This is a genomic window from Salimicrobium halophilum, from assembly GCF_900100295.1.
Lineage (GTDB): Bacteria > Bacillota > Bacilli > Bacillales > Halobacillaceae > Salimicrobium > Salimicrobium halophilum.
Genome location: NZ_FNEV01000002.1, coordinates 42509 through 64919 on the forward strand (window position 1 = coordinate 42509; position 22411 = coordinate 64919).

Annotated in this window: 25 protein-coding genes and 1 riboswitch; of the genes, 21 read left to right on the plus strand and 4 right to left on the minus strand. The window is 46.4% G+C overall.

What is annotated here, in order from left to right:
- Positions 1-45: 45 nt before the first annotated feature.
- Complete coding sequence (locus tag BLQ44_RS03450) at positions 46-138, minus strand: YjcZ family sporulation protein (protein ID WP_093192134.1); 93 nt, start codon at positions 136-138, stop codon at positions 46-48.
- Between the two features lie 159 nt (positions 139-297).
- Between BLQ44_RS03450 and BLQ44_RS03455 the strand changes: the two genes are divergently transcribed.
- The 3 genes from BLQ44_RS03455 (at position 298) to BLQ44_RS03465 (ending at position 2466) form a co-directional block, all read left to right on the plus strand.
- Positions 298-741: a YueI family protein gene (locus tag BLQ44_RS03455; protein WP_093192136.1), complete on the plus strand. Its 444-nt coding sequence runs from the start codon at positions 298-300 to the stop codon at positions 739-741.
- A 215-nt stretch (positions 742-956) separates the two neighbouring features.
- A complete protein-coding gene (rpsN, locus tag BLQ44_RS03460) occupies positions 957-1226 on the plus strand; it encodes a 30S ribosomal protein S14 (RefSeq protein ID WP_093192138.1) in 270 nt (89 codons plus the stop codon).
- Between the two features lie 142 nt (positions 1227-1368).
- Positions 1369-2466 (plus strand): metal ABC transporter solute-binding protein, Zn/Mn family, encoded by a 1098-nt coding sequence (locus BLQ44_RS03465; protein WP_093192140.1) that lies wholly within the window; start codon positions 1369-1371, stop codon positions 2464-2466.
- A gap of 57 nt (positions 2467-2523) precedes the next feature.
- On the opposite strand, the gene BLQ44_RS03470 is transcribed toward BLQ44_RS03465, so the two are convergent.
- Positions 2524-2973 (minus strand): DUF2269 family protein, encoded by a 450-nt coding sequence (locus BLQ44_RS03470; RefSeq protein WP_093192142.1) that lies wholly within the window; start codon positions 2971-2973, stop codon positions 2524-2526.
- Positions 2974-3097: 124 nt separating this feature from the next.
- On the opposite strand from BLQ44_RS03470, the gene BLQ44_RS03475 reads away from it, so the two are divergent.
- From BLQ44_RS03475 to BLQ44_RS03495, 5 genes are all read left to right on the plus strand, one after another.
- On the plus strand, positions 3098-3412 hold the full coding sequence (locus tag BLQ44_RS03475) for a hypothetical protein (RefSeq protein WP_093192145.1): 315 nt from the start codon (positions 3098-3100) through the stop codon (positions 3410-3412).
- A gap of 25 nt (positions 3413-3437) precedes the next feature.
- Positions 3438-3764 carry a hypothetical protein gene (locus BLQ44_RS03480; RefSeq protein WP_093192147.1) on the plus strand — a complete coding sequence of 109 codons (327 nt, stop codon included), beginning with the start codon at positions 3438-3440 and terminating at the stop codon, positions 3762-3764.
- Positions 3765-3776: 12 nt separating this feature from the next.
- Positions 3777-4286: a GrpB family protein gene (locus BLQ44_RS03485; protein ID WP_093192149.1), complete on the plus strand. Its 510-nt coding sequence runs from the start codon at positions 3777-3779 to the stop codon at positions 4284-4286.
- A 93-nt stretch (positions 4287-4379) separates the two neighbouring features.
- Complete coding sequence (locus BLQ44_RS03490; RefSeq protein WP_093192151.1) at positions 4380-5126, plus strand: YqcI/YcgG family protein; 747 nt, start codon at positions 4380-4382, stop codon at positions 5124-5126.
- 120 nt (positions 5127-5246) lie between these two features.
- Positions 5247-5423, plus strand: a riboswitch (cobalamin riboswitch).
- A gap of 152 nt (positions 5424-5575) precedes the next feature.
- Positions 5576-6049 (plus strand): acyl-CoA thioesterase, encoded by a 474-nt coding sequence (locus BLQ44_RS03495; RefSeq protein ID WP_093192153.1) that lies wholly within the window; start codon positions 5576-5578, stop codon positions 6047-6049.
- 45 nt (positions 6050-6094) lie between these two features.
- Here the strand turns inward: BLQ44_RS03495 and BLQ44_RS03500 are convergent, their stop codons facing one another.
- Entirely contained in the window at positions 6095-6763 is a 669-nt protein-coding gene (locus BLQ44_RS03500; protein WP_093192155.1) for a peroxiredoxin, read from the minus strand.
- 248 nt (positions 6764-7011) lie between these two features.
- Between BLQ44_RS03500 and BLQ44_RS03505 the strand changes: the two genes are divergently transcribed.
- The 11 genes from BLQ44_RS03505 (at position 7012) to BLQ44_RS03555 (ending at position 20349) form a co-directional block, all read left to right on the plus strand.
- A complete protein-coding gene (locus BLQ44_RS03505; protein WP_093192157.1) occupies positions 7012-8331 on the plus strand; it encodes a TrkH family potassium uptake protein in 1320 nt (439 codons plus the stop codon).
- Between the two features lie 75 nt (positions 8332-8406).
- The gene (locus tag BLQ44_RS03510; protein ID WP_093192159.1) at positions 8407-9480 is read left to right on the plus strand and encodes a carbohydrate kinase; all 1074 of its coding nucleotides are present in this window, start codon (positions 8407-8409) and stop codon (positions 9478-9480) included.
- A 12-nt stretch (positions 9481-9492) separates the two neighbouring features.
- Positions 9493-9861, plus strand: a complete 369-nt coding sequence (locus BLQ44_RS03515; protein ID WP_093192161.1) for an iron chaperone — start codon at positions 9493-9495, stop codon at positions 9859-9861.
- 292 nt (positions 9862-10153) lie between these two features.
- Positions 10154-11062, plus strand: a complete 909-nt coding sequence (locus BLQ44_RS03520) for a glycine betaine ABC transporter substrate-binding protein (RefSeq protein ID WP_093192163.1) — start codon at positions 10154-10156, stop codon at positions 11060-11062.
- Between the two features lie 283 nt (positions 11063-11345).
- On the plus strand, positions 11346-12341 hold the full coding sequence (locus BLQ44_RS03525; protein WP_245688084.1) for a GGDEF domain-containing protein: 996 nt from the start codon (positions 11346-11348) through the stop codon (positions 12339-12341).
- 118 nt (positions 12342-12459) lie between these two features.
- Entirely contained in the window at positions 12460-13869 is a 1410-nt protein-coding gene (gene rlmD / locus BLQ44_RS03530; RefSeq protein ID WP_093192165.1) for a 23S rRNA (uracil(1939)-C(5))-methyltransferase RlmD, read from the plus strand.
- A 181-nt stretch (positions 13870-14050) separates the two neighbouring features.
- Entirely contained in the window at positions 14051-15052 is a 1002-nt protein-coding gene (locus BLQ44_RS03535; protein WP_093192167.1) for a tRNA dihydrouridine synthase, read from the plus strand.
- Between the two features lie 279 nt (positions 15053-15331).
- Entirely contained in the window at positions 15332-16282 is a 951-nt protein-coding gene (locus BLQ44_RS03540) for a carbohydrate kinase family protein (RefSeq protein ID WP_093192169.1), read from the plus strand.
- A complete protein-coding gene (locus tag BLQ44_RS03545) occupies positions 16266-17177 on the plus strand; it encodes a pseudouridine-5'-phosphate glycosidase (RefSeq protein ID WP_093192171.1) in 912 nt (303 codons plus the stop codon). The genes BLQ44_RS03540 and BLQ44_RS03545 overlap by 17 nt, the downstream gene beginning before the upstream one ends.
- 350 nt (positions 17178-17527) lie before the next feature.
- The gene (locus BLQ44_RS03550; protein ID WP_093192173.1) at positions 17528-17908 is read left to right on the plus strand and encodes an ArsR/SmtB family transcription factor; all 381 of its coding nucleotides are present in this window, start codon (positions 17528-17530) and stop codon (positions 17906-17908) included.
- Positions 17905-20349 carry a heavy metal translocating P-type ATPase gene (locus tag BLQ44_RS03555; protein WP_093192175.1) on the plus strand — a complete coding sequence of 815 codons (2445 nt, stop codon included), beginning with the start codon at positions 17905-17907 and terminating at the stop codon, positions 20347-20349. The genes BLQ44_RS03550 and BLQ44_RS03555 overlap by 4 nt, the downstream gene beginning before the upstream one ends.
- Before the next feature lie 229 nt (positions 20350-20578).
- Here the strand turns inward: BLQ44_RS03555 and BLQ44_RS03560 are convergent, their stop codons facing one another.
- Positions 20579-21196, minus strand: a complete 618-nt coding sequence (locus tag BLQ44_RS03560) for an NUDIX hydrolase (protein WP_093192177.1) — start codon at positions 21194-21196, stop codon at positions 20579-20581.
- Positions 21197-21286: 90 nt separating this feature from the next.
- Between BLQ44_RS03560 and BLQ44_RS03565 the strand changes: the two genes are divergently transcribed.
- Positions 21287-21478 carry a YwbE family protein gene (locus tag BLQ44_RS03565; RefSeq protein WP_093192179.1) on the plus strand — a complete coding sequence of 64 codons (192 nt, stop codon included), beginning with the start codon at positions 21287-21289 and terminating at the stop codon, positions 21476-21478.
- On the plus strand, positions 21478-22374 hold the full coding sequence (locus BLQ44_RS03570) for a DMT family transporter (RefSeq protein ID WP_093192181.1): 897 nt from the start codon (positions 21478-21480) through the stop codon (positions 22372-22374). The genes BLQ44_RS03565 and BLQ44_RS03570 overlap by 1 nt, the downstream gene beginning before the upstream one ends.
- Positions 22375-22411: the final 37 nt, after the last annotated feature.

Here is a 22411-nt window from a genome sequence, read left to right on the forward strand (position 1 = left end):
CTGTAGGCAGGCATAGAATGGGTGAGTTGTAGTACCGATTAGCAATTACCAACCATAGGCGTAGGTAGCACCGACGATGATAAGAAGGATGAACAGCACTACGATCAGCGTGAATTGAGAGCCATAGCTTCCACTCATAACGTTCACCTCCTCATAAGGGTATACAATCTATACATATGCAGACCGAGCATAATGTGAAAAGGCGGAAAACCACATCCGGAAATATTCAGAGATGAGATGAGCAATGAGATGAGCTACAATACAGTTAGAATGGAAGCGGTGAAGGAGGGGGATGACATGAACAGAACAGATGTAGAAGATTATCTGCAGGAAGGCATATACGGAGCGAAAGAAACGAAGCCCGGGGAGCGGAGGAGATATCTCGGTACCTTGCGGGAGCGGATTGTGCTCATGCTCACGAAAGGGCAGGTGATGCAGCAGAAAGGGATGGATGAATTAGCGGAGCAGATGAAGGAACATAAAGATGCGAAACTGTTGATGAATGGGAAGGTCGGGTACAAATTCCGGAAAGCCTATTCCCGATTGGCGGATCGGCACCAGATACATGTCACGTCTGTGCTGGACCAGGAGAAGGAAACGGACGTAGGTGTATTGCTGGTTGTCGATTATGCCATCGAAAAGGAAACGATCGAGGTGGAGACGGAAACAAAGCCTTCCGTGCAGGAAGAGAAGGAAAAAGGAGTGAAAGGCTTTCTGAAACGGTTGTTCCAGCCTCTGTAAAAGGAATGATTATATATTTGACGCTGAGGAACGCTTTTAACAAAAGCGTTCCTTGTCTTTATGGGAGAAAGTTGCACATCTAAAGAAATGATGATATAGTAATCATTACAGTTTAAATCGTAATGATTACGATTTGACTGGTTGAAATCCAAACAAGTCATTGATTAGCTCAAAATATATGTCTGAACCATAAAAAGAAGGAGGATGGAGCACACATGGCTAAAAAATCCAAGGTCGCCAAAGAGAAAAAGCGTCAGGAAATGGTCGCCAAATACGCGGAACTGCGTAAAGAACTGAAAGAAAAAGGCGACTATGAAGCACTTCGCAAGCTTCCCCGCGATTCTTCCCCGACGCGTCTGACAGGCAGATGTGAAGTGACAGGAAGACCTCGCGGCTATATGAGGAAGTTCGGAATGTCCCGGATCGCTTTCAGGGATTACGCCCACAAAGGCCAGATCCCTGGTGTAAAGAAAGCCAGCTGGTAAGGCGATAAGAAAGTTTCATGCACGAAGATGGAAGCCGGTCTGAAGGAACCGGTTTTTGCTAAAAACCTAAATCGTAATGATTACTATTTTAAAAGTGGTCATTACGATTGAATTCTACATAAATAAAGGAGGAATAGGAAAAATGAAAAAGGTTTTGGGTGTGATCAGTTTACTGTCACTCATGCTTGTATTGGTGGCATGCGGAAATGAAAGTTCGAATGAAAGTCAACAATCGGAGGAAGGGGAGAGGGCCGAGGATGAATTGAAAATATTCACCACTGTGTATCCGCTGCAATATTTTGCGGACCGGATTGCAGGGGATAAGGCGATGGTTGAGTCGATTTTGCCACCGGGAGCAGACTCTCATACATATGAGCCGACTTCGAAGGAAATGGTCGAAATCGCAGAAGGGGATGCTTTCATCTACAATGGTGCCGGCTTGGAATCGTACGCAGAACAAATTTCTGACACGGTCCAACCGGAAGGCGTAAGAATTTTAGAAGCATCTGAAGGTGTCGAGGTGAAAGAGCATGTCCATAAAGATGAGGAAGAAGAGCAAAATCATGAACATGACCATAGCTCGGATGAAAGCGATCATGAACATACAGAGCATGCGGAAGAGGAATCACATGAAGGTCATAATCATGGCGATCAGGATCCACATATCTGGCTGGATCCGTTGAAGTCGATTACCGTAGCTGAGAATATCAAAAATATGTTGGTTGAACTAAAGCCTGGCCAGGAAGAAATTTTCCAGAAAAACTTCGAGGAATTGGAAACAGAATTGAAGAAGCTGGATGGGAAATTCCACAACGAATTGGAGCAGCTCCCCGGAAATGAAATCATCGTATCTCATGCAGCATACGGCTATTGGGAACAGGCCTATGGTATTGAACAGATTGCGATTTCAGGATTGAGTCCCATCAACGAACCTTCTCAGAAAGAGTTGCAGAGTATCATCGAGACAGCCGAACAACACGGGCTGAATCATGTATTTTTCGAACAGAACGTGACACCGAAAGTTGCGGAAACAGTGAGGAAAGAAATAAGTGCAGAACCATTGCGTATCCACAATTTATCCGTTTTGACTGAAGAGGATATAACTAATGAGGAAACCTACTTTACACTAATGAACAGGAATTTGGAGCGGTTGAAAGAAGCTTTATCCAATGCTTCTCCTGCTGAAGAAGGATCTCACGGAGAAGAAGAGCATCAGGAGCATGATCATAGTCATGATTAATTAGAAAAATTGAGGGAACTCCTATGCGGAGCTTTCCCTCTTTTTTAATACGTGAAATCAAAACGGTTTGAGCACCATCAGAACTATCAATACGATTGCTGCGCTGTGGACAATAGCGTTATAAGGCTTGAGGTTTTGGACGGATGCGATATACGGGGGTGGGAGTTCTTCATCTTGCGTTTCTCTCAGCATACGCTCCTGCTCTTGATGGGATTTCGGAATTTTTCCGATTGTGATGAATTGGACAGCTACATAAATCAGGATAGACGTGATGAACCATCCTTCTTTCCACAGGGAAGAATTCACAAGCGCCATCGCGATGCCCGTAAGCAATAGCGTAATGTTTCCTATTTTTGAAAACTTTTCGATTTTCTTGAATAATTCCATCGTCCAGAGGATCTTATGTTTCGTTTTGGATGCTTTGAGCATGGCTCCCATAGCGAACGAAGGACCGAGGCCGACGATTGCTGCAATGATATGGATAAGCAACAAACTTGTATAGATCATGTGCTCGCTCCTTTTCCATTTTCTTCTCCTATGTGTATGCAAAGGGGAATATATTATATGTGAAAGTCTTTGTTGAATTTTGTTCTAGGAAAGGATAGGTTGTACTCAGGGAGGTGGATGTGGAATGGATGCAGGATGGCTGAACATTGGGAGCCTTCTTTTTGGGCTTTTTTCCTGGGGTTTGCCTGGTTTTGAACTGATGAGGGAGAAAATTTCGGGAAAGCGTCGGGTGGCGGTGATTGTCGTAAGTTTCAGTGCATGTGTGATTGCTCTCTGTTTTCAGCTTTGTTATAACTATTATTTGGTCAGGATCGAGGATTGGTCGGCTCTGATGGATACGATTCTCGCAGTGATCTACGCGGCTTCTGTGCTGAGTGTAATTACTATAATTCTAAATACTGCGTTAGTAGTTAAATATCGAAAAGGGATCTCGGAGTAGTCTAAGAGTCAAAGGGGGAAATTCAGTGAACTGGGAGACGCTTCCCGGATGGTTCTGGGTCATTTATTACTCTCTATTATTTTTAACATTCTATATGGCGATATGGAGTATTACACGTAAGAAGTTGATTCGTTTTTCCTTTATAGCCATTATATTCATACTCACTATACCATTAGTTACGGTTGTTAATAGTATCGGAAGGCCGAGGGGGGCGAATGAGTTTGAATTTTTCATCATGGAATTGCAACAGGGCGCATGGTGGACTATGTTTGCTCTCGCAGGGCACTTATTTTTGTTGGTGTGGTGGCTTGTATTCTTTAAAAAAAGAAAGACTTACTTCGGTAATGAATAGGAGGAAAAGCGAATGTTGGGATTGCCGAATGGGCGAGTTATTCTGGCTCCTTGGAGTGAACAATGGCACGAGGGATTTTTGCAGGAAAAAGAAAAAATTGAGGAGGTTGGTAGACCTTACATTGCAGAAGTTCATCATATAGGCAGCACATCCGTGAAGTATCTGAGAGCGAAACCGGTTCTTGATATCGCTGTGGAGCTTGCTGAATTCAAGGACGGGGTCTACGTTTCTTCTTTATTGGAACAGTTGGGATACGATTATAAGGGAACAGAGATATTGCCAGATAGGCATTACTTGAGCAAAGGATCTCCGCGCACCCATCAGATACATATGTTCGAGCGCGGCAACTCTTACTTGATGGAGCAGCTCAAGTTCCGCAATTGTCTGAGGAATAATGAAAAGGTGAGAAAAGAGTACGAACTCCTTAAGATCAAATTGGCAGAAGCTTATGCATCTGACAAATTCAAGTATACGAGAGAAAAGGCGTCATTCATTCAATCGATTTTACGCAACTATGGATAAGTGATTTTTGCATTCATACACAGATTGTACATTTGAATACATTTAGAAAGAAGGGATGCATGAAAGATTTTCGCTCGGGGGAAGTGATAAGTAATGGAGAGGAACGCAGATACTCGTTTATTGACAAAGAAGTACGTGGAAGATCCCAGAAATAGACAGAGATTGCCTGATTGGTTTCTGGAAGAATACGAAACGTTCACCACTATTGTTACGAACCCGACGTTTCCGTGCTTTTTCGGAATGCGTGCCCAACAGAAGGGGGAATTGCGCTATACATATCTCGAAAAAGGAGAGTGGAATCACTTTCCTGATACCGTAGAAGATTTCCTGAACCTCTTCAAGAAGCCTGATGCTCCGCGTCATGGATTGTTCATCTTCGTAAAACCTGAGGAAAAAGAAAAAAGTCTCGAATTCTACCGGGCGCGATTTTGGGATATTTTACAGTACCTGCACGAGATGGATCAGGTTCTCTGGCCGTCCTCTGCTCCGAGGGATCCAGACCATTATTTATGGGATTTCCATTTTGCCGGGGAACCGATTTTCGCATTCGGCAATGCTCCTGCTTACAAACAACGAAAAACCCGGAACCTCGGCAACAGTCTCATTCTAGGCTTCCAGCCAAGAAGAATATTCCAGGGTCTCGAAGGTACGGAGAAAGGTGGAATCATGTCACGGGAGAAAGTCAGGGCGCGAGTGGAAAAATGGGATCAATTGCCGAAACATCCGGATATCAGCCATTTCGGCGACCCGGACCACAATGAGTGGAAGCAGTCATTCATAGGTGATGATATCAAGCCTATTGAAGGGAAATGTCCGTTCGTTCATAAGAAATTCAGATGAGTGCAGGGTACCCTTTTCCTTTTAGAGGAGAAGGGTGTTTTAGTGTTGATGAGTACTCAGCTAATTGACATAGTAAGAAAAGTGAAGGATAGTGAAATCATGGGAATAAGTTTCCCATGCCAATCGAATACGTCCGGTGGTCGCAAAAAATGCGTGAATAGGGAAGTCCGGTGTAAATCCGGCGCGGTCCCGCCACTGTGAAGGGGAGCTATGTGCCGATCCACTGTCTGTCAGACGGGAAGGGGTACGATAGCGCTGAACCTGAGCCAGGAGACCTGCCACCGGAAAGAACATGAATTCCTACGGGAGAATAGGAGGATGTTACGTGATGAACATAACTCGAATGATCAGGGATGGTCCTGGCAAATCGATGATTCCGTACCCTTTTGTCCCTTAAAGAGAAAAAGGGATTTTTTATGATGAAATAAATACCGGAAGGAAGGATCGCCATGGATGCCATACCTGTACGTTTTTCGAAAATGACTCAGACAAGGCTCGTCTTTCCGCCTGATACGAACCATATGGGGACGATTTTCGGTGGAAAAGTACTTGCTTATATCGATGAAATCGCTGCACTGACTGCAATGAAACATTCGAATGCTGTCGTCGTGACAGCTTCCATCGATTCAGTGAATTTCTTATCTTCTGCGAAGGTTGGGGAAGCACTGACACTCGAAGCTTGTGTGACGAAAACAGGCCGGAGCTCGATGGAAGTGTACGTGAAAGTCTATGCGGATGATCTGCTTCAGGGGGAGCAGAAAGTGACGACGGAATCTTTTCTGACGATGGTAGCCGTCGGTGAAGACGGGAAACCGGTGTCTGTGCCGGAAGTGATTCCGGAAACGGAAGAGGAGAAGGAACTCTATCGGACAGCTGCTGATAGGAAAAGGGAGCGGGAAAAGAAAGCTCGAATGAATGTATAGAATGAACGAAGCCGGAACCTTTAGGGGCTCCGGCTTTCTGCTTCATTAATCCAGGTTTTGTTTACAGAAGTACCAGTCGACGCATTCATACGAATCGTCTTTTTCACGAGCTCTCGCATCTTCGACCGTTTTCGGAGGAGAGGCGACTACTTTGTCTCCTTTTCTCCAGTCGGCAGGAGTCGAAACACCATGCTTGTCTGTCGTTCTCAACGCTTCGACGAGACGTACGATTTCATCCATGTTCCGTCCTGTCGTAAGTGGGTAATAGATTACGGAACGTATAGTGCCTTTATCATCAATGACGAATACGGCCCGGGACGTTTCCGTACCATTGCTTTCCGGCGTGATCATACCGAATTTCGTAGCGACCTGTTTGTCCAGGTCGGCAATGACCGGGAACTCGATTTTCGTGTCAAAATTCTCTTCGATGTTACGGATCCAAGCGATGTGGGAAGTGACACTGTCGACACTCAGTCCGAGCAACTCTGTATTCATTCCGCGTAAATGATCATAAATCCCCTGGAACGCCACGAATTCTGTCGTGCAGACCGGAGTGAAGTCTGCCGGATGGGAAAATAGGACAAACCATTTACCTTTGTAATCATCCAGCGACAGTTCTCCATGTGTCGTCTGCGCTGTGAAATCGGGAGCTTTCTCCCCGATACGTGGTAGACCATAGCGTTGTTCCTGTTCAGTGTGAGTATTCTCTTCCATACGTGAATCCCTCCTGGTTTGATATTCCGTCTTATTGAAACGGTTTCCACAGGTTTCATACCCTGAGTGGTTCGCTTTAAACAGAGATATGTGGTCCTGCAAGCTTCAAAGGTGAACAGAACAGTATTTGGATTATTTTTGAAAAAATTGTGACATGCTGTATACCGTCGTTTTAGGTGAAAATTGCTAAGCATCAGGAGTGGTGGTATCATTAGTCATCACCTTATATTTGGAAAGGAGACAGGAAAATGAGAGGAAGTTTGAGACGTTTGACTCCTCCTCAGTGGCTGGTCTCTTTATTTATAATAGCCATCCTGATCGGTACGGGATTGCTGAAACTCGACTTTGCTACAACAGAGCCGATTTCCTGGTTGGATGCACTCTTCACTTCTGCCTCAGCTATGACCGTTACCGGACTGATCGTAGTGGACACGGGAAGTGTGTTTACTTTATTCGGAGAAATCGTTATTCTGTTCCTCATTCAGCTTGGTGGTCTTGGTATTATGACTTTCGCTGTACTCATCTTTCTGCTTCTCGGTAAAAAAATCGGTCTGAAAGAACGCCTGCTTGTTAAACAGGCTTTGAACCAAAATGCTCTCGGGGGTATAGTGCTTCTGGTGAAGCGGCTGTTTTTCTTTTCCATAACGGTAGAGATGATTGCTGTCATATTGCTTTCGCTTACCTGGGGACCGGAAATGGGATGGGGACAAGGTATCTATGCAAGTATCTTCCACTCTATTTCCGCTTTTAACAATGCGGGTTTTTCCATATGGGGAGACAGTTTGTCCGCTTATGTACAACACCCGGTGATTACCGTAGTCATCAGCTTTTTGTTCATTATTGGCGGATTAGGGTTCACGGTGGTATTCGATAGTTGGAAAACGAAAGAGTTCCACCACTTGAGTCTTCACACGAAAATTATGCTCGTAGGGACTCTTGTTTTGAATATAGTAAGTGTCTTCATTATCTTCATCTTGGAAATGAATAATCCTTCGACACTGGGACAGTTGTCTGATTTCGGAAAATGGCAGGCGTCTTATTTTCAGGCAGTGACTCCGCGTACCGCTGGATTCAACACGCTGAGCATCTCTGAGTTGGAGCATTCCACCCTGTTTTACCTTATTACTTTGATGTTCATTGGAGGGGGAAGTGCATCCACAGCAGGTGGCATCAAGTTGACGACAGCACTCATTATCATCCTGGCTACCGTATCTTTTTTGAAAGAAAGGGAATATGTCGTTGCGTTTGAACGGAATATACGGATGCATCTTGTGATGAGGGCGTTATCTCTGGCTCTCCTTAGCATCATGGTAGTCATCATCACGGTTTTCTTACTGAACCTTACAGAACGGGCCCCGTTTCTTGATATTTTGTTTGAAAGTGTCTCAGCATTTGGAACTGTCGGACTTTCCATGGGGTTGACCCCCGAACTTTCTGTAGCAGGAAAATGGATCATAATCGTTACGATGCTCGTTGGGAAACTGGGTCCACTCACTTTTGCTTTTGCTTTCAGTAAGCCGGCGAAAGATGTCGTGAGATACCCAGGTGAAGACGTATTTACTGGGTAGAGGCATCGATGATTCTTCTTTTTCCTATGATAAGATGTAAGTAAAGAAGTTACGTAAATAGAAAGGGCGTTTGTTGTGAAAGATCAGCGTATTTTAGAACTAATCAGAGAGAATCCTTTCATCTCCCAACAGGAACTTTCAGAGAAACTGGGACTATCCCGTTCCGCTGTGGCGGGATACATCTCCGCTTTGACAAAACGGGGAGAAATCGTAGGAAGAGCCTACGTGCTGAAGGAGGATGCAAAGATCACCTGTATCGGTGGGGCGAATATCGACCGGAAAACACGTACGCTCGGTCCTGTCGAGTACGGGACATCGAACCCTGCTTCTTCAAGGCAAGCATCTGGCGGTGTTGCAAGGAATGTGGCAGAGAATCTGGGTAGGTTATCGTGTGACGTGTCTTTGATAGCGCTCACCGGAGAGGACCAGGACGGTAGATGGCTCATGCAGGAGACCAAACAGCGAGGGGTCGATGTAGCTCAATCTGTAATGATTCATGGGGAGAAGACCGGTACGTACACATCTATCCTCGATGATTATGGGGAACTTGTGCTGGCGGTCGCTGATATGAGTGTTTATGAGCACTTTCATGCTGATATATTAGAATCGCGCTGGTCCCATCTGGCTTCTTCTGAAATTATTTTTGCTGATACGAATCTGCCCGAGGATACTCTACATTATTTGATAGAGCGGGCAAAAAAAGAAGAGCGACCTCTTTGGGTCCATACCGTATCAGCTCCAAAGACGAAGCGGTTGCCAGAGGACCTCTCGGGTGTGGAGGTTCTTTTCATTAACCGGGAAGAAGCCGCGGGATTTACGGGTCGGGAAGTCGGTTCACTTGAAGGATATAGAGAAGCGGCTGACGTGCTGATTCAGAGAGGAGTTTCCGATATCATCATCCATCTCGACCACGAAGGGGTTTATGTGAAAAGGAGAGGGGGGGCAGAAGAGCACCTTGTCCCCTCCGTCCAGGAATGGAAAGATGGGACCGGGGTGAAAGAAGCCTTCATCAGCGGTATGCTGTTCGGAATTTCTCACGAAGAATCTTATGGGGAAGCGCTCCGTCTCGGAATGGCCGCTTCTGATGAGACATGGCAGACGGAAGAGACGGTGGCGGATCTTTCGGCCGTTAAACTGAACCGGAACTAGAGGAGGACTTTCATGGAAACTTTTGCAGAATATCTCGCTACCCTTAAAGAACCTGACCAGAGGGAACGTGTAGAAGAGGTGCTTGAATGGGTGAAGGAAGAATTTCCTCATCTGGACGAAAGAATCGCCTGGAATCAGCCGATGTTCACTGATCATGGAACCTATATCATCGGTTTCAGTGTCGCGAAAAAGCACATGGCTGTCGCTCCGGAGAGGGAAGGCATCCTTCATTTTTCAGAAGCAATCAAGGAGTCAGGATTCGAGCATACAAAGATGCTCGTGCGCATTCCGTGGAGCAAACCGGTAGATTACCAATTGTTGAGACGTATGATAACGTTCAACATCGAAGAGAAGAAGAACTACACGTCCTTTTGGAGATAAGGAATGATGCAGTGATGCATCGAACGCCCTGGGTAGGTGATACCTGAGGCGTTTTGTTTTTGCAAAATTTGAAGGAATCTGGCGAAAAATAACAAAATTCATCGATTCATTCCATTAAGAAAAAAATGTACGTTCTGTATGCATTGAATCAGCTGATTTTACTGTTTGAAAAACTTCCTATAAAAAAGTATCTTGGAACATGTCCGTTCATTTTTGGCGGTTGAACGAAAAAATTCAAAAGAAAGTGGGTACATAACCTTACCCTTTCTAAATCATAGAAGGAGTGAATAACATGCTTAAGTCTTGGAAAAAGAAAGTGGGAATCGCTGCAGCATTATCCTTCTCTCTCATTGCTGCCGGTTGCGGTAGTGATAGTGAATCTTCATCTGATGGAGAAACAAGTGTAAGCGAAGAAGTGGAACATAAGATTGTCGGAATCGAACCTGGTGCCGGAGCTACAGCTGCTACGGATGATGCTCTCGAAGCCTACGATTCTTTGGAAGGTTGGGAACATGAAACATCTTCGACAGCTGCTATGCTTACGTCCTTAGGAGATGCTTATGAAGCGGAAGAACCGATCATCGTCGTCGGCTGGTCTCCCCACTACAAGTTCGCCAAATGGGACCTGAAGTATCTCGAAGATCCGAAAGGGGCTTACGGGGGAGCGGAACAGATTACGACCCTCGCTCATAAAGGTTTCAAAGAAGAGAACCCGGGAGCTTATCAGATCCTTGAAAATATCGGCTGGGATATTTCGACACTGGAAGAACTGATGCTTCAGGCACAGGATGCTTCTATTGAAGAAGTAGCACAGACGTGGATTGATGAGAATCAGGACAAAGTAGACGAATGGATCGCGGATGCACCGGAAGGTGACGGTTCCTCTGTTGAACTTGCTATGACTCCTTGGGATTCGGAACGACTCACTGGTAATATGGCAAAACTGGCTCTTGAACAGAAAGGGTATGACGTCAGCTTGACTCAGGTCGATCCTGCCATCATGTTCGAAGCAGTGGCAGAAGGCGATGCTGATGCGACCCTTGCTGCCTGGTTGCCGAAAACACACGGAAGCTTCTATGAAGAGCATAAAGATAGCCTCGTCAAAGTGAACGAAGCGATCGATGGGGCGAAAATCGGTCTCGCGGTTCCGACGTATATGGAAGATACCAATTCCATCGAGGATCTTGAGCCGGCTGAATAATTGTTTGGGATGCGTGAAGCCTGAGGAACGGGCTTCACGTTTTTTCGTCTATCTTAATGACAACGTATAATTCACGATAATCATCAGATATTGTCGTTTTCCGGAGGGAGCAATGATATAATATACCTATTCTATTCTTGGAAGAGTAGCACGCCTACAAATCCAGGCAGAGGTGAAAAAAGTGATCATTAAAGAGTTGGTATCCAACTTATCTATATTAATAACAAGTCTGTTCCTTTATACACAGACGACTGGCGCACCTTCCTTGAGGGTATCCTCAGCAATGAAGACGAAAGTGATAGCCGGGGTTCTGGCCGGTGTTTTAAGCAATATATTGATGCAGTACAGTATGGATTTCAACGATACGATCATTGATCTAAGGCATATACCTTTGATTATTGTTACGTATTATGGGGGAGTTGTCCCTGCGATTCTCTCTACACTACTGATTGGTATCGGTCGTTTAATCATCGGAGTGAACATATCCTCTTTCCTCGGTGTTGTTCTGGTAGCGTTTGTAGCAGTGACCACCCTTTTGACAAGACGGTTGAATGTAAATAGAGGGATCAAAGTTTTCATTACGCTGACGGCTTCGAACATTGTGTTCACTATAATGGTCTGTTACCTTCTTCAAAGTGTCCAAGTGTTGTTGTTTCTCGTTCCGGTATTCTGGGCTATATCTTACACAGCCGGGTTCGTAGCTTTTTATCTGATCGAGTACGTGCGTGAAAGCCAGAGGGTATTGGAACAATACAAATCAGAGGCTTCCACGGATTCTTTGACCGGTTTGAACAACGTAAGGAAATTCGACCAGCTGTTCAATGAAGCGTGCATGCAAGCGGAACGAAAAGGGGAGAAACTTTCCCTGTTGTTCATCGATATCGATCATTTCAAAAGTGTCAATGATACCTATGGTCACAAAGAAGGGGATCAGGTATTGATAGAACTGGGAGAATTATTGAAGAATACCGTGCGTTCCTTTGACATCGTCAGTAGAAACGGTGGGGAAGAATTCACAGTGATTCTGCTGGATTGTCCAATGGAACGGGGAGAGGAAATCAGTGAGAGAATCAGGGAAGCAGTACAGGAACACCCTTTCATGCTAACCACAGGCAACGTCATTAATGTAACGGTTTCTGTAGGCCTTGCCTGCTATAACGAAACGACAGAGAAACCTTCCGCGTTACTCGAAGATGCGGATGAAGCCCTCTATGAGGCTAAGAAAACAGGAAGGAACAAAGTTTGCGCATCTTCCCGGTTCGCTTACTCGAATATATAGAAGTAAGGAAACTGTCGTTGTTACTCCTTTGATGTTTCTTTTGCATATTCCATTCACCTGAATCCATGATACCCTTAGTAGTAGAAGAAAGACGTTCAACCAAAAGGAGAGAAACACGGTGGCAAAAGGAAAAAAGAAGAATCAGAAGAAACCTCACAACAGACAGAAACCTTCTGGTAAGCCGAAACCTCAGAAGACGAACCAGCCCAAGACGACAGAATTGACCTGTACAGGCTTGACGGATGATGGAAAAGGAATCGCGACGTGGAACGGGAAACGGTTGGAGATTCCTCATCTATTGCCGGGGGAAAAAGCGGAAGTGGCGGTGCCGAAGCGTGGCCCAGCGAAAGTCGTGAATGTGATAGAAGCAGCCGATTACCGCAGGGAAGCTCCATGCCCATATTTTTATGAATGCGGAGGCTGTCAGATCCAGCACATGACGGAAAAAGCGCAAGGAGACTTCAAACAGCAGATCGTCGACCGTCTCATGAAGCCGTTCGGTAAGCCGGAACCGATCATGACGATGGATCACCCGTACGATTATCGCAACAAAAACACGATGACATTCGGCGAAGCCGGTAAGCGTGAAATCATCGGCGGTCTGTACAAACAGAATTCGCATGACCTTATCCAGGTCGACCGTTGTCTGATTCATGACCCGAAAGCGGATGATATCATCGGAACGATCAAGAAACTTTTACCCTCGTTCAAACTGAGACCTTATGATGAAGACACAGGTCGTGGGTTTCTACGACATGTGCTCGTCAAAACAGGGAAGACGAGTGGACAAGTCATGGTGGTACTCGTAACGGGCACACCGGAATTCAAAGGGAAGAACAATTTCGTCAAAGCTCTGCGCCGGGAGCATCCGGAGATTTCCACTATTATTCAGAACATCAATACACGTAGTGATAGTATGGTACTAGGCAACCAGGAGAAAGTGTTGTTCGGCAAAGGATTCATCACGGATACGCTCGGAGGCTTGGAGTTCGAGATTTCCGCAAGGTCTTTTTACCAGATCAATCCGGTGCAGACAGAGAAGCTTTACGGAAAAGCTGTAGAACTAGCAGGATTGACGGGTAAAGAAACGGTAATTGATGCGTACTGTGGTATCGGAACGATCGGCTTGATTGCAAGCAAACAAGCTGGAAATGTAATCGGCATCGAAATGAACAAGGGCGCGGTGAAAGATGCTATTCGTAATTCAAAACACAACAACGTGAAGAACGCGAGATTTTACCAGGGTGATGCCGGAGAATTCATGGTCAATATGGCGGCTGAGAAGAAGAAAGCGGACGTCGTCATCTTGGATCCTCCTAGAAGCGGCAGTGATGAAGCGTTTCTTTCAAGTGTCGTAACGTTGTCACCTGAAAGGGTCGTTTACGTCTCATGTAATCCGGAAACTCAGGTTCGTGATTTGCATTACCTGACCAAAAAGGGATATAAAGTGAAAGAGATTCATCCGGTCGATATGTTCCCGCAGACGTATCACGTTGAAACGGTGGTTTTGTTAGAAAAGAATAAGTAGGACGCTCACTCAGAATCCCCGGACAACTTGTTCAGGGGATTTATGATTTCTTGAAGATTCTATCCCTTGCACTTTTCCCTTGCAGCTATTACAGTATATAATGTCGAAAAGCCTATGATGAATGCTATATATAACAACACCGGGGTTATGAGACCTCGTTAAGAAAGGGTTCGGATATATTATGAAAGAGAACTTTTGGCAGGAGTTGCCGCGACCGTTTTTCGTCCTTGCGCCGATGGAAGCTGTGACGGATGTCGTGTTCCGCCATGTCGTGACAGAAGCAGCCAGGCCGGACGTGTTTTTCACTGAGTTCACGAATACGGAAAGCTACTGTCACCCTGATGGTAAGATGAGCGTGCGGGGCCGTCTGACATTTACAGAAGACGAGCAGCCGATCGTCGCTCATATCTGGGGAGACAAGCCTGAGCATTTCCGTGAAATGAGTATCGGGATGGCCGAGATGGGCTACCGCGGCGTGGATATCAATATGGGATGTCCGGCGCCGAACGTCGCGCCGAAAGGGAAAGGGTGCGGCCTGATTCGTCGACCGGACGTCGCAGCAGAAATCGTGCAGGCAGCCAAAGCAGGCGGCTTGCCCGTCAGTGTGAAGACAAGGCTTGGCTACACGGAAGTCGACGAATGGAAGACATGGTTGAAGCACCTGCTCGAGCAGGACATCGCAAACTTGTCTATCCATCTTCGTACGAAAAAAGAGATGAGTAACTACGACGCCCACTGGGAGCTTATCCCTGAAATCAAACAGATGCGTGATGAAGTCGCCCCGGATACGTTGCTGACGATCAATGGAGATATCCCTGATCGCCAGAAGGGACTCGAACTCGTTGAGAAATACGGCGTGGACGGTGTCATGATCGGACGAGGCATCTTCCATAATCCGTTCGCGTTTGAAACGGAGAAGAAGGAGCACACGAGTGAGGAGCTTCTCGATCTTTTGAGACTTCAGCTGGACTTACACGATAAGTATTCGGAAGAGCTGGAACCGAGAATCTTCAAACCGCTCCGCCGCTTCTTCAAGATTTACGTCAAAGGGTTCCGGGGTGCGAGTGAGCTGAGACACAGACTGATGAGTACGGAGTCTACGGACGAAGTGCGTGAACTGCTCGATGAGTTTACGAAGAATGGAAAAATAGAGGAACAGAAAGAGTTTTCCGTTTCCAAATAGATGCTTCAGGGAGAGAAGAGCCATATAGGCTTTTCTCTCTTTTTTTGTTTATTATGGACCATTCATTAGCCTGATTTATTTCTGAGTGTACCGCAAATCCTTTTCATGCCCACTCGCAAGTCGAAATAGAAACTGAACGGTTCATTAATCAAGGAATGAACCGTTCAGGAGAGAAATTGGAACGTAGGTGTACCGAAAAATGATCGAACCCTATGAAAAAAAAGATTTACAAACAAATGTTTATATTATAAACTTATGTTTATAGAGGAGGGCGTGATCATGGGAAAGGAACAACCGATTGTCTGTATAGGAGGAGCGAACGTCGATAAGAAATTATATGCCAAAGATGAAATCGCTTTCAATACATCGAATCCTGTAACATCTTCTGCTTCCGTCGGTGGCGTAGCCCGTAACATCGCCGAGAACCTGGGGAGATTAGGGGAGGAAGTCGTGCTTCTCACCGTACGGGGAGACGATGCAGAATGGTATGAAATCGAGAAGGCATCTGCTCCGTTCATGGATACCACATATGTACATAAAGTTCCCGGAGCTGCGACAGGGTCTTATACAGCTGTTCTCGATAAACAGGGGGATATGGCCGTCGCGTATGCAGATATGGATGTGTTCGATTCTTTAACGGCGAAGCTTCTGGTCGAAAATACAGAGCTTCTAAGGAACGCGAAATGTATCGTCGTGGATTTGAACTGTCCGGAGGAAACGGTCTATTTTCTGAGCTCGTTCGCCTCCGTTCACGAAATTCCCCTCGCCGTAATCCCGGTTTCGTCTCCGAAGATGAAGCGATTACCGGAACGTATGGAGTCGATCGATTGGATCATCGTTAATAAAGAGGAAACGGAGACGTTTTTCAAAATGAGAATAGACAGTGAAGAATCCTGGAAGCTTTCTGTTGAACGTTGGCTTGCGAGGGGTGTGCGGAACGTGGTGGTCACTAATGGAGCAGAAGGTGTCATAATTGGAACGGCCGATGAAATCCGTCACATGCCGACACTTATGGCAAATGATGTCGTCGATGCGACAGGAGCTGGAGATTCTTTCTGTGCAGGAGTGCTCTATGCCTGGATTCAGGGAGACCCATTCACGGAAGTCGTCCAGGCAGGACTTGTGAATTCTCGGAAGACCGTTCAATCGAGGCATACAGTAAGAAAAGATTTGACCCCACACCAATTCAAACAAGACAGGGAGGAATTTATTGATGGAACATTATCTTGAATTTTCAAAAGAAGTACAGGAAGCAAAAGAACAAGGGAAGCCGGTCGTCGCTTTGGAATCGACAATCATTTCCCACGGGATGCCATATCCGCAAAATGTGAAAACAGCGAGAGAAGTGGAGGACATTGTGCGCTCAGAAGGAGCTGTACCTGCGACCATCGCTATCATGAACGGGAAAATCAAGATCGGCCTGAGTGATGAAGAACTGGAAATGTTCGGAAACAGTGAAGGCGTTGCAAAAGTCTCCCGCAGAGACTTGCCACATATCATTGCGACGAAAACTATGGGAGCGACGACGGTGGCTACGACGATGATCTGTGCCGAACTTGCGGGAGTCGAGATGTTTGTTACTGGTGGAATCGGAGGCGTCCATCGCGGGGCAGAGACGACAATGGACATTTCAGCGGACCTGGAGGAACTGGCGAAAACGAGCGTCGGCGTCGTGTGTGCCGGTGCGAAATCCATTCTTGATCTTGGTCTTACGATGGAGTACCTGGAAACGAAAGGCGTTCCGGTCATCGGCTATCAAACGGATGTCCTACCTGCGTTTTATACGAGAACGAGTGAATTCGACCTTAACTTCCGCGCAGATTCCGCAGATGTGATAGCGGAAACGTTGAAAGCGAAATGGGATCTCGGACTCGAGGGGGGCGCAGTCATCGCGAATCCGATCCCTGAGGAGGATGCGATGGATGAGAAATATATCAATGACATTATCGCTCAGGCAATCAGGGAGTCGGAAGCGGATCATATTTCAGGAAAGGACAGTACGCCTTATCTGCTTGGCCGGATCAAAGAATTGACGGATGGGAAGAGTCTCGATGCGAATATCGCCCTGGTGAAAAATAATGCGCATGTGGGATCGCGAATTGCTGTAAGTCTGAATGAAAAATAATGGAACGAGCGTGTCTGGGAATGATAGTTCTCAGGCACGTTTTTCTTTTGCCGTTCATTCGCGAAGTGATTAGTAGGTTGAATGGTCCGCAAATTATTTTGCGGTACACTCAGGCTCCGAAGGTAGTTGTGAATGGGTGGCAAATTATTTTGCAGTATACTCGCGGACTTTAGTTTACTGTGAGTGGGTGGGGAATTTTTTTGCTGTACGATCACTGAGCTGTTTCTTTTCTGAGTGTAGAGCAAAGTATTCCACAAAAACATTCAAAAGATTATTTGAATAAACTCTTGAACATCTCGTCAAAAAAGCGCATACTATAATCAAACGAACTTTTGAATGAGGTGGGGAACATGACAGAGAACCCTGTAAAAAAACAGGCGAAAGATACATGTGATACGTTTTGTTATGACGAAGAATTAGTGGCGCGCGTCAAACCACAGGTGGAGAGAGTCTCGGGAGTGGAACAGATTTTCAAGGCACTCTCTGATGCGACACGTGTGAAAATCGTTTATGCTCTGACCCTTGAGGAGGAACTATGCGTCTGTGATGTGTCCAATATCATCGGCTCTACGACAGCTACGGCATCTCATCACCTGCGACAGTTAAGGAAAATGAATCTGGCCAAACATAGAAAAGAAGGGAAACTTGTCTTCTATTCGTTGGCGGATGACCACGTGCGGCAACTCGTATCGATCGCTCTGACCCATGCAGAAGAGGAGGTGGTCTCATGATTACAACAGAAGAGAAAAAAACGACCTGCTGTTCAACTAAGACAGAGCCTGACGTGCAGGAATCCTCCTGCTGCAGTAGTCCAAAAGAAGAAACGTCCTGTTGCTCGAGTTCCACGGAAACTGAAACGACCCTAAAGACTGAAAACGAGAGGGAATTTTACATTCGAGGAATGGACTGTCCTTCCTGTGCAGCAACGATCGAAAAAGGGTTGAGCAAGAAGACGGGAGTGCAGAGTGCACGCGTGAATTATGGGACTGGAAAACTCGCTGTTGGCGCAGAGAACTCAGGCGTCTACGAATCAATTCCGAATGAAGTGAAGAAGCTCGGCTTTGAAGCCGTCCCAGCTACACAGAAAAAAGGGTATGAGACCTACCGCATTGTAGGCATGGATTGCGGATCATGTGCAATGACAATAGAGAAACACATGGGCAACCTGGCTGCTGTCGAGGATGTCAGTGTGAGTTTTTCCACCGGAAATATGCAGGTCCGGCACGGCCTGAGTCAGGAAGAGATTTTGAAAGAAGTGAAAAAGTCAGGCTTTGAAGCCCATCCTGAGTCGACTTCCGGAGAAGAGGAAGTTGCTAAAACGAAAGTTCCATCCGTGACCATGGGATCCGGACTATTTCTCGCTCTAGGGTTCATCGGATCGTTTACAGGGGTCCAGGAATTACTCGTTACCGTTATGTATGCGATGGCCATTGCGATAGGCGGATATAAACCTGCGAAAGCAGCCTTTTACGCTATAAGAAGTAAATCTCTGGATATGAACGTGCTGATGGCTTCAGCGGCAATCGGCGCCGCTATCATCGGAGAATGGTTCGAGGGCGCCATGGTCGTCTTCCTGTTCGCCGTCGGTAATATGCTGCAGGATAGATCGATGGAGAAGACGAGGGATTCAATCCGAAGCCTGATGGACCTGACTCCGGCGAAAGCACTCGTAAAGACGGAAGATGGCATTACGGAAAAGAAAGTCGAGGAAGTAAACATAGGGGATACGCTCGTCGTCCGCCCCGGGGATAAGATCCCTCTCGACGGAGAAATCACTTCAGGCACGACAAGTATCAATGAAGCACCGATCACCGGGGAATCGATGCCGGTGGATAAAGAGACAGGACACACAGTTTATGCCGGTACCCTTAACGAGAATGGAGCTCTCGAGGTCAGAGTAACGACACTGGCAGAAGATACGACGATTGCGAAAATCATCCATCTCGTAGAGGAAGCCCAGGAGAAAAAAGCACCAACCGAAGCGTTCATCGATCGGTTTGCGGCCGTTTATACACCGATTGTATTTATCCTGGCCCTCCTCGTTATGATTGTCCCTCCGCTACTCGGATTCGGCGGATGGGGAGAATGGGTCTACAAAGGCCTTGCTCTCTTAGTGGTAGCCTGCCCATGTGCGCTTGTCATTTCTACACCGGTAGCCATCGTATCCGCGATTGGTAACGCCGCAAAGCACGGCGTACTGATCAAAGGTGGAACGTATTTGGAGAAAGCGGGAGCGCTTAAAGCGATCGCCTTCGACAAAACGGGAACCCTTACGGAAGGAAAGCCGAAAGTTTCCGAAGTGTTCGCTTTTCACGGAAATAAAGAAGAATTGCTTGCCGTAGCTGCAACGATCGAATCCCAGTCCTCCCACCCGATTGCAGAAGCCATTCTTTCGTACACGAACGAAAGAAACATCAACCTGAAAGAAGGGGATGGGTTTGAGGCAATCGCGGGTAAAGGGGCGAAAGGAACTATCGAAGGCACGCAAGTTTTTGCTGGGAAGCCGAAACTTTTCGAAGAAATGGGAGTGTCTCTTCAGGAGTCGGAAGATGAAATCTCGAGACTTCAGAAAGAAGGAAATACGCTTGTCCTGGTGGGTACCCGTGAACAAATCATCGGAGTCATAGCTGTCCGCGATACAATCCGGGATATTACTGTTAAAGCGATCGAGCGACTGAAGCATACCGGTATGAAAGAAATGGTCATGCTGACAGGGGACAATGAAGGTACAGCTGGAATTATCGCTAAGGAAGCTGGTGTGACGCGACACTTCGCTGAATTGATGCCTGAGGATAAAGTGACGGCGATCCAGAAGCTTCAACAGGAAGGGAAGCAGGTGGCGATGGTCGGAGATGGTATCAACGACGCGCCGGCGCTGGCTACTGCGGACCTCGGTATTGCCATGGGTGGAGCAGGCACGGATACAGCCATGGAAACGGCGGATATCGTATTGATGGCTGATAACCTTGAGAAATTGCCGGAGACCATCAGTCTCAGTAAAAAGGCGTTGAATATCATCAAGCAGAACATCTGGTTCTCGCTTCTGACGAAAGCGGCAGCCCTCGTGCTTATTTTCCCGGGCATCCTGACGCTATGGATGGCTGTCCTGAGTGATACAGGTGCAGCGCTTGTCGTTATATTGAACAGTATGAGACTTCTGAAGCAGAATTGATTCACTATGAAGCGGATGGCTCACTGGGGCCGTCCGCTTATTTTAGTGAAAGGCGTTATGCAACGTTTTTCACGCAGGATAATAGAAAAATAACCCATACTTTTTCATATGAGATGGTTTTACGGTAACTTTGGTCAAAAGCATTTCATAAAGAAAGTTATCAGTCATTTTCAAAAGGAATCATTCGAAAAGTCCTTCATAACGGGTCTGGAATGAAATCGTCCGAGCTTCATTCCTTCAATACACGGACGAAGTCTTTCAGGATTTGTGCCGTCAGTCCCCAGATCACTTTATCTTCGTAGTAGTAGAAGTTCTCTTCATAAGGAACCGTCTGCCACTGATAGTCTTTGCCGTTGGCGATATCATCATAAGGAAAATCTCCCCTTGGCTGAACGTTGATGTCGATATAATGCAGGACCGGCTCGTTTTCAAGGAAAAAGGAGAGCGGGACCGTGAATGATTCTGCCACCTCTCCCGGGTTCTCGATGAACTCTTCTTCACGGTCCAGGTATCCGACATAGGCATGGATTCTTGGTCCGAATGCGGACAGCAGGGTGCCGAATTTCCAGACATCGGTCACTTCCTCCGGGTTCACACCGAGTTCTTCGCACAGTTCCCGGATGGCTGTATCTTTGAGATGGTCGTCTTCCTCATCCGCTTTGCCGCCGGGAAAACAGACTTCACCGGGTTGACGTCGCATATTCAAAGAGCGCACCTCGAATACGATGTGAAGTTCTCCGTTTTTTCTGATTAGCGGAAGAAGTACAGAGAAATTCATCGGTTTGGTGCGACCGATCATATGTGGGGAGTGGGATGTGAGTTTGTTGCGGATCTTATCGAATTCCATTGACTTCACCTCTGTTGTTACAGTATATCAAACTCTTGAATTCAAGACAGCTAAAATGTGTTAAAGTAGATGGGAGAGAGGAGTGATACTATGTCAGGAACGATGAGAAAAGATATCAAACCGGGACAAAATGTCTCGATCGTTTTGAAAAAAGATCAGCGCACAGGTGCTCTCACGAAAGGCGTTGTGAAAGATATTTTGACGAAGTCCCCGCAGCATCCACACGGGATCAAGGTACGTCTTGAAGACGGACAGGTGGGACGAGTGAAGGAGATCCACTGATGCCGTATCTTCTTCTTGTTCTGGTGGTAGTTATGTTTTCCGGAAACATTCTTGTAGGGAAAGCGATCAATGACCTGCCGCCATACACGATAGCGTTCTTCCGTCTGATTATCGCTTTTCTTGTGCTGCTTCCGATCGGACTGCGTTCCGCCCGTAAATATAAAGAACGCTTTTTTGCATACAAGAAACCGTTTCTTATCATGACACTTAGCGGTATTACGTTCTTTAATACATTCATCTATGCGTCGCTTCAGTTTACGTCTTCTACGAACGTGTCGGTACTTGAAACCGTGATACCTGTGGTAACGGTCGTACTTAGTGCGTACATATTGAAAGAAAGGATCTTCGGTATTCAATGGGCCGGAGTCTTTTTATCCCTTCTCGGTGCAATCTGGGTGATTATGGATGGAAGAATCCTTCAACTGGCATCCATCAACTGGAATGTCGGAGATGCAATCATGCTGGGAGCCATTGCAACATGGGCGATCTATTCTATTTATGTAAAACAGTATATGCCGCTCTTCCCGAGCTACGGTGCTCTTCTTGTCATGACGGGGCTATCCATCTTATTCTTATTGCCGATTGTTCTCTTGGAGTGGGGGCTCGGAGGTGTTCCTTCATTTACTACGGAGAGTCTCATAGGGCTCTTGTATTTGGGCATCTTCCCTTCGTTCATCGCTATTTCTATGTACAACACTGCCGTCGATAAAGTAGGGGCATCGAAATCCTCGATATTTCTTAATCTGCTCCCGGTCTTTACGATGACCGGAGCGGCCCTTTGGCTCGGGGAAACGGTGACATGGATCCAGATTGGCGGCGCACTTGCGGTGATTGCCGGTGTTATCGTGACTACCCAGGGAGATAGGATAAGGAGAAAATATAAAACTGCTACTTAAAATAAACGAACCTTCAAGCTTCCGAAAGCTTGAAGGT